The organism is Phaeobacter sp. JH20_34 (assembly GCF_048056095.1).
In the GTDB taxonomy this organism is placed as follows: Bacteria; Pseudomonadota; Alphaproteobacteria; order Rhodobacterales; family Rhodobacteraceae; genus Phaeobacter; species Phaeobacter bryozoorum.
In genome coordinates this window covers 1-7,619 of sequence record NZ_JAYMWT010000002.1, presented here as the reverse complement: position 1 = coordinate 7,619, position 7,619 = coordinate 1, and the positions used below count along the sequence as shown (strand labels likewise).

Annotated in this window: 10 protein-coding genes; 3 read left to right on the top strand and 7 right to left on the bottom strand. The window is 53.7% G+C overall.

Translation table 11 applies throughout. From position 1 onward, the window contains the following. From VWZ81_RS01095 to VWZ81_RS01085, 3 genes are all read right to left on the bottom strand, one after another. Positions 1-244: replication initiator protein A (locus tag VWZ81_RS01095; protein WP_416541824.1), on the bottom strand; the 244-nt coding region annotated here is incomplete at its 3' end. 255 nt (positions 245-499) lie between these two features. Beyond that, a complete protein-coding gene (locus tag VWZ81_RS01090; protein ID WP_416541823.1) occupies positions 500-1,015 on the bottom strand; it encodes a hypothetical protein in 516 nt (171 codons plus the stop codon). Further along, positions 1,012-1,269 (bottom strand): hypothetical protein, encoded by a 258-nt coding sequence (locus tag VWZ81_RS01085; protein WP_282093633.1) that lies wholly within the window; start codon positions 1,267-1,269, stop codon positions 1,012-1,014. Before VWZ81_RS01085 ends, VWZ81_RS01090 begins: the two co-directional genes overlap by 4 nt. A gap of 219 nt (positions 1,270-1,488) precedes the next feature. Between VWZ81_RS01085 and mobQ the strand changes: the two genes are divergently transcribed. After that, positions 1,489-2,511 carry a MobQ family relaxase gene (gene mobQ / locus VWZ81_RS01080; protein ID WP_416541822.1) on the top strand — a complete coding sequence of 341 codons (1,023 nt, stop codon included), beginning with the start codon at positions 1,489-1,491 and terminating at the stop codon, positions 2,509-2,511. Positions 2,512-2,543: 32 nt separating this feature from the next. Beyond that, on the top strand, positions 2,544-3,170 hold the full coding sequence (locus VWZ81_RS01075) for a hypothetical protein (RefSeq protein ID WP_416541821.1): 627 nt from the start codon (positions 2,544-2,546) through the stop codon (positions 3,168-3,170). Between the two features lie 53 nt (positions 3,171-3,223). Here VWZ81_RS01075 and VWZ81_RS01070 read toward each other — a convergent pair whose 3' ends face one another. Further along, the gene (locus VWZ81_RS01070) at positions 3,224-3,625 is read right to left on the bottom strand and encodes a DUF2442 domain-containing protein (RefSeq protein ID WP_416541820.1); all 402 of its coding nucleotides are present in this window, start codon (positions 3,623-3,625) and stop codon (positions 3,224-3,226) included. Further along, positions 3,618-3,857: a DUF4160 domain-containing protein gene (locus VWZ81_RS01065; RefSeq protein ID WP_080459133.1), complete on the bottom strand. Its 240-nt coding sequence runs from the start codon at positions 3,855-3,857 to the stop codon at positions 3,618-3,620. Before VWZ81_RS01065 ends, VWZ81_RS01070 begins: the two co-directional genes overlap by 8 nt. Before the next feature lie 134 nt (positions 3,858-3,991). Between VWZ81_RS01065 and VWZ81_RS01060 the strand changes: the two genes are divergently transcribed. Next, positions 3,992-4,429, top strand: a complete 438-nt coding sequence (locus tag VWZ81_RS01060; protein ID WP_416541819.1) for a hypothetical protein — start codon at positions 3,992-3,994, stop codon at positions 4,427-4,429. A 4-nt stretch (positions 4,430-4,433) separates the two neighbouring features. Here the strand turns inward: VWZ81_RS01060 and VWZ81_RS01055 are convergent, their stop codons facing one another. Continuing rightward, a complete protein-coding gene (locus VWZ81_RS01055) occupies positions 4,434-6,800 on the bottom strand; it encodes a hypothetical protein (protein ID WP_416541818.1) in 2,367 nt (788 codons plus the stop codon). Positions 6,801-6,855: 55 nt separating this feature from the next. Further along, on the bottom strand, positions 6,856-7,619 hold a 764-nt coding region (locus VWZ81_RS01050; protein WP_416541817.1), incomplete at its 5' end, for a replication initiator protein A.

The window sequence follows — 7,619 nt, the reverse complement described above, 5'->3', positions numbered from 1 at the left end:
CCATCAGCTGGCTGATGCAGAAGATCAAAATGTCCTTGTCGAAGATGGTTGGGAGGCCTCGACCCGAGGGGATGATCTCAAGCTTGTTGGTGCCATTCTTGTACACCAAGTGGCGCATGTCTGGCTTAGTCGCGAGTGAGAACAGCGGGTGCTCCATCGAGGCCATATCGTCTTTTGGCACGACATCGGAGATGTCGAGGATGAAGAAGTCTTTCTGAGGGTGCCGGTCGGGTAATAATGCCATGGAATCCTCATAGCGGATATTCGCACCATCAGGAACCCGAAATTCGCACTATCAGGAACCGGATTTCGTTTGACCTATCAGGAACCCGGCTTCGCACCTTTCGGAACCAAAATTCGCACCTTTCGGAACCGAGACTCGCACCTTTCGGAACCCTGTGGATAAGTTACTATTATAGTATCAGTGAGTTAGGGGCGATTTTTGGCCCCGTAACATACTCCGTAGGTAACACTATTAACACTAGGCGTTGCCTGTGGATTATTCGCTGATCTGGAACACACAGAACTTGCCGTTCTGCTGATCCGCGATGAACCCGTCCTGGCGTGTGCAGGCCCAATCCAGCCCCATGAGCTGGACGCTGTCGGCAAAATCGCGGCCCAGGTAGTAATCGAACACTACCACGGAAGCCAAAGCGCCCGTGGCAAGCCCTGTAAGGGCTGAGAAAGCCATCAGGAGCCAGACGTTGCGCCTACGGGCCAGAACCGTGCTTGAAGCCGCTCTACGGGCCTCTGAGAGGCTGCGCACGGCATCATCAACCTTCCCCTGCATCTCACGGGCGGTCTGATCCAGAGAATGGGCCAGACGGGACGCGCCTTCCCTGCCCCCTTGCGAGGCTGCATTCTGGACGCCCGCGATTTTTTCCGCGTTATCTTCCAGTGCGGCTTGCAGGTGCTTGAGCCGTTCTTCCGTGATCTGGCGCTTCTTCACATCGGCGATCTCGACCCGCAGCAAGGTAAGGGTATCGGTCAGGGTCTTGATGGGGTCGTTGCTCATGCTTGGTCGTCTCCGATGAATTTCCGCAGCTCATCCAGCAGGGGTTCCGCGTCCTGCTTGTCCACTTCCCGTGTCAGCGAGGTTTCCAGCAACCGAACCAGATAGCGGGCCAGCTTTTTGTCTTTGAAGGCGGCAGGGATGATGGTCGCGCCGACGATGATCTTTCGGCGCGTGTCTTTTGTCCGCTTTTTGGTCTTGAGCCTCTGGACCCTGTTTTCGGCCTCGGCGATTTGCTGGTCGATGGTTCGGGGCATCAGAGTTGCGAGGTCCTGTTCTGGGTGCTACGGTAGAAACACTTTAAGTGCTCACTTATACATTGCCAAGGCAATGTGTGAGGTCTCAACGGGGTAAACCCCAAGGCGACGCCATTCCCCCTTGCCGCTTGCGGCAACATGGGGCGGCGCTTCGCCCGCCCCAAACCCCACCAGACCAGGGCATTGCCCTGGACCAACCGCACAGGCTCACCGGCTCCGATGGCGATCTATCATTTCTCCGCAAAGATGATCTCCCGCAGCACGGGCCGCAGTGCCGTTGCCGCCGCCGCCTACCGGACTGCCGAGCGCATCGAAGACCACCGCCAAGGCTTGGAGCATGATTACTCCAACCGCTCTGGCGTCCTGCACACCGAGATCCTCGCCCCTGACGGCACACCCGAAGCCCTTAAGGATCGGGCCACGTTGTGGAACGCCGTCGAGCAGGTGGAGCGGCGCAAAGACGCCCAGCTTGCCCGCGAGGTGACGGTCGCCCTGCCCCACGAGCTGACGGACGCACAACGGGCCTCTCTGGTGCGGTCCTTCGTGCAGTCCGCCTTTGTCGATCGGGGCATGATTGCCGATGTGGCTTTGCACGCCCCCGGAAGGGAGGGGGACGAGCGCAACCACCATGCCCATATCATGCTGACCACCCGTTCCATCGGCGCAGACGGCTTTGAGGGCAAAGACCGCTCATGGAACAGCAAGGAGCTGCTGGAGGACTGGCGCGAAAGCTGGGCCGATCATGCCAACGCCTATCTGCGCGAGATAGAGGTCGGGCGCGAGATCGACCATCGCAGCCTTGAGGCACAGCGGGAGGAAAAGCTGGACCTCAAGGAACGGGCGCTTGAGCGGGGCGACACCAAGACCGCTCACGAGCTGGAGATTGAGGCCGTGGAGCTGGACCGCGATCCCCTGCCGGACATTGGCTGGAAGGCGTGGGGCATGGAGCGGCGCGGCATCCAGACCACCGCAGGCGATTTGTGGCGCGATGCTTACGGGCGGCTGGAACAGGTCCGCGAAGTTGTGTCCGGCCTACGCGAGCGTTTTGCCGAGACCTATGCCCGTGTGCGGGAGGTGGCCGAGCATTCCCTGAACGGGTTGGCCGAGGCGCTGCGTGGCGCGGACTTCTCGACGCTTGAGGCCGCGCATGAGCAGGTCAGGGAACGCGACAGGGAGGCAGAACGCAGCATCGAGACCGAGCGTGATATCGGTATTGATCGAGATCGTGGGCATAGTCTTTGAATGGTACAGGAAACACGGGAAGGGCTTTCGGTATGGAAAGAGATTACTGGCAGAAACTGTTGACGACGGAAGAAGGTGCAAGAGGTTACACAGATGGATTCAAACTTTTGTTTTGCCCTTGGCGGCTGATTGATACTGCCGACACCTTATTTCTAAGCCTGAATCCTGGAAATGATCCGTCAGGTGAGTTCATGCGAATTGCCTCAGACGAACGTGGCAACTCTTATCTGGTCCAACGGCAGGCCAAGCATTCTCCAATAGCGGACCAGTATCGTCAGCTTTGTGAGTTCGTTGGTAAAAATCCAGAGGAGGTGCTGACAGGTACGTTAATGCCTTTCCGAACCCCAAGCTGGGACAAACAACGTGATGCACCAAGCATAGAAGTCACTGAGCCTTTCTGGCGCAATATCTTTGAGAGTGGCAAAATTCGTCAAGTTTTTTGCATGGGAAGGGACGTTGAGAGCGCGGTTGTTAAACAGTCCAAAGCACAGATTGATTGTCAAATTCCGGCAAATTGGGGAAACCTCAGCATCCGGCGCTATACGACAGAGAGCGGCATGAAGGTGTACGGCCTACTACATTTTTCGACATACAAAATGTTTGGCCGCGCTGAGTGTCTGCCACAACTCGCAGAGCTTTTAGAAATCCCAGATCAATAAGCCGTTTATGGGTTCAGCTTGTGATCTCTTTCAGAGCCTTTCGGTTCTTACCATCACGCCTGCTTGCGCGGCCTGCCACCCTTGCGGCCATTTTCACGGGCGGCGGCGGCTTTCGCTGGCGATTTGGTCTGCCCTGCCCGCCGAGCCATATAGGCCTTGGTTCCGAACAGTCCCGCCAACAAGCCGGGGATGGACAGGTCCACATCGAGGGCTTCCCAATGCAGGCCGTAACCAGCACCGAGGATTTCAACCGCGGCGAGGTCTTCGTCCGTTGCAGTCTCCAACCCCTGCGCCACACGGGGTGGAAAGGCGAAGGTGCAACCGTTCGTCAGATCGACGATGATACGGCTATTTCGCTTGTCATAGCGCACTGCATCCGCGCGCGGCTCGGTCTGCTGCGCGATCTGGCCACGCTCAATGGCGGCATTGATTTCAGAATCTGTCAGTTCAGCCATGGATTTCCCTCCATCTGGCAAGAAACGCCTCTTGCTGGTCCTGGACGATCTGCACGGCGCGGCGCACATCGTTCCCCTTCATGCCCTGGGCCCAGACAAGAGATGGAGCCCCGTCAGGCCCGATCAGGTTGATCTTGACTTGCCCGTCACCGAACACATGCACATGGGCCGGCTCATGATCGTCTGTGAAGATGATGACACGCAGACCGTGCGCTCGGTATATGGTGACCATAACTGAATTTAACCTATCGTGTTGGGTTTTTCAAGAGACTTGCAAACCGCCTATTGGCGAGTGTTTCCGATGTGTGTATCCTGAACGGTAAGAAAACCAAGGGGAAACCCCCGTGAAATACAGGCGGAAACACCATGAAACTGACACTTGGACAGGCGGCTAAGACCGCGAAGAGGTCGAAGGGAACGCTTTCAAAAGCCCTTAATTCAGGCGGCATATCTGCCGAGAAGGACGACAAGGGGCGCTGGCAGATTGATCCGTCAGAGCTTTCCAGGTGGATGTCCGCGAACCCGTTTCCGAACAGTCTTCAAAACCAATCGGAAACCCCAGAAGAAACGCATGAAAACAGCGCCTTGGGCGTCGAAGTTAAGATGCTTAGAGAGCGGATCGACGCCATGACCGCCGAGCGCGACAGGGAGCGCGGCCAGCTCGTCGATCAGATCGAGGATTTGCGTGCCCGCCTGGACGGAGCGGAGGCTGAGCGGGTGCGTCTGAACGCACTCCTAACAGATCAGCGTGAGAAGGGCGCAGAGCCGCAACGTAAAGGTTTTTGGGCACGATTGAGAGGTTAGTCTGCTACGCTTTAAGGAAACCAAAGTGATAAACTTGGGGCCTTAATTTATCACCTAAGGCTTCGTAGGCAGTTTCAAATGGTGTCCATTTTACTGGGGTTGTGGACCCGTTCGCGTCTCTTGCCTTGAGCGCGTTCCGGATCTGATACCAGCCAACATCAGGACGATTAAGCTTGAACTGTTCCCTCACCGAGTACTCATCAGTATGCTCAAAGTAATTCCCCCAAATGGTTTTACCTGCATTCAAAACAGCTTTGGCTTCTTTCGATAGTTTTAGCTTTGCTATGTGCTTCGACATGAAGTCAGATTCAAACCGCTTGGGTGACTTCACTTCGGTTTCGGTGAAGGGGATGAAGTGGTTGACCAAAGACCAGTTCTTGCCGTTCCATTGAAGCCCATCTGCTCCGGCTGTGAGGTTTGATGTGTTGAAAAGCATCCAAATCAGGCAGTCATTGCTGAACTCAGGATCGATAGGCAGCGTTGGGATCAAGAATTGATCCCTGTCATTGAGCCATGTTTTGCGGATCACCCTTCGTACTGTGAACATCATGGCTGCTTTAGGTAGGTTTTCTTTAGTAATCAGAAAGCCTCCCGCACTGTTGTAACCAGATGAGAATATTGCAGTAGCATTTGCGTTCTGGAAATCTGACCCCTTAGAGATCATTCCACCGATAGCACCGTCAGCCCATGTTCTCCCTCTGACATCGTTGGTTCTTGTTGTGGGACTGAGAGCGTTGCTGAGTGGCAAGGCCTCCATACCGTTTGGTTTCGGCCGCTCAATCCAGTTATTCAGAAGCATCTTCTTAGGAGCTGGATAGAACACTTTTTCTCCAATAGGGTCTGCATTTCGGTTCAAAACCTCAGCAGATATTTCTCCCATAGCCTTTTTCTTGTGGGCTTTGGAGCTTGTGTCCCAAACAAGGAAGCCAATGGGGAAATCCCCTTTCAAGCCTTCAAATGCTTTACTATGGACAACAAACCCGCCTTTGTACTTAGGGTGCCATGTTTTGCGAAATTCTTCAAAATTTGGAGAGTTGACGTACTTAATCTTGCTGAACATCGCTATGACTGCGTTGGGCATTTCATTTGAAATGCGAGCTAAAAACTGAGTGAAAAGTTCGCGTGAAGCATACCCGCTAGTGTCCATCGTCGCGCCTATACGAGTTGTCGCTACTCCTGTACCCGCGTTCATTCCCTCCGCATATGGAGGGTTGATTAGCACCAGTATTTTCTCTTTCGACGCTATGATTTTTCGCAACTCGTCAGGTAACTTGTTCGTCAGGCTATAATCAATTTCACCGTCATCAGTGATATCGTCGTTTAGGTAGTCGTACTGAAATCGGTGAGCTGCAACGCATGTTTTTGTGGCTTTCATCACATTAACATCTGAAGCGTCTAAGGTAGACATGAAGAGCTTGCGGTGGTTGCTGTGCTTTACTTCAAGGTTGCCGACACCGCAGCACATATCCCAGACGGGATAACGCTTTTGCCAGTTTTTCCCTAAGGCCTCAGCCAGTAGATCATAGGCCTTATCAACGACGTTTAGCGGGGTGTAGAAAGCTCCTTTGAAAATGCGTTCGTCGATAGGAATGAGGCTGTCGCGTCTTTCGAGGAGGTAGTTGCGAAACTCTGCCTTTGGGGGTTTGTGGTACATCGCCCAAAACCTGCGATACCCTGCTGTGCTTGCTAACTGGTAGAGCTTTTTATCAAGGCTAAATACTGGTGCGCCGTTCATATGAAGCAGTGCTGCTGGCAGGTCTTGATGTGTGGATGCGGTGCCGTCATGCATGATGTCCGCAAAAAATAGGAGACTGTAGCTTTCTTCTTCGACGTCGATGATCTCACGCCCAATCATCGACACCCATTTATCAAACACCTGTTTTAGGTTGTCAGGTGTGATTTGGGTGCGGATGATGTCCCCAGACTTGATCGCATCCTTGACGGTGCTGATGAACTCGGCCTCGTCTGTTGCGATTGTGAACTGGACAAAGTGGGTGCCTATATGTGCAGAAATCGCTTCAAGAGCCTCTTGTGTGTATTGGCTCGCGGATTTACCCCATTTTATTGTTTTCTTTGATAAAAACGGGATCACATCAGAGCTTTTCATGATGGCCGCTTTTTCCACGTCAATGACGGCTAAGAGCGCTGGAACATGCTCACCTTTGTTCAAGGCTACTTGGACGTAGTGAAGCAGCTGTGTGAACATCGAATAGCTAGAATAGCGACCAGTATCCTTGGCCTCGAACCAGACTTCGTCAGTCTGAATATCGATCAGGTTCTTCGAGTATCCTTTGAGCTTAAGAGCCTTGATATAAGCATCTTTAACGTCTTCTTCGCTGCCTACTTTTTGTAAATCACTATGTAGCGTCACAGGTAATCTTCCTCTAAAATCCAGCCTTCAATCAAGGCGCCGTTCAAGCAGTGTATCACCGCAGTTTTTCTTGTTTTTTGCAGTATGAAACAAACGCCGCACCAGCACTTCTGGGAGGGTTTCCTTTAGTCGTTTCAGCTTGCGCAAAATTCATCCAATTTGCGCGTAGAGCGTGGTAGTCCCATCCCTTTTCCCGCGCGATTTCACGGGCCTTTTCTTCGGCCCATTCTGGCAGCCGGATATCGGGCAAGAGATCGCTCTGCGGTGAACGTGGACGGAAGATCACCAGATCCTCTGCGGTTAGCTCCATGCGATAGAACGGCGTGTGGTCGTCCTCGATAATTTGGCGGATGTTCAGCCGGAACTTCTTCAGGGGGGCGTTGCTACCAGTCTTTTCCTGAAGCTTGGCGAGGCCGATGTGCCACTTCGGCTGGCCACCGCAGTGCTTGCGGCCAATCTCATACAGACGGCGTTCCAGCGGGCGGCGCAGGCGGAAATAGTCGTTCGAGATCGTCACGACTTCATCATTCTCGATTGCGCGCATCACCCAATCGGAGAGAACGATTTCACAGTAGTCGAGACGGAAATGCTCGTCAGCGGTGCGGACAAAGCCGCCCTCGTCGATCAAACCAAAGATGCGAGTCTCGATCTTGTTTCCGGTCGCAATGTTGGTGGTGAACGTGGTCCCACGTAGACGCTGAAACGCATGTTCCAGGCGATTGTAACCTAGATTGTTGGTCGGTCGGTTGGTTGCGATCAGTAACTCCCGACCCGTGAAACGAACGCGCTTTCCGATCTTCTCCCCCCGGTTCTTTTTTT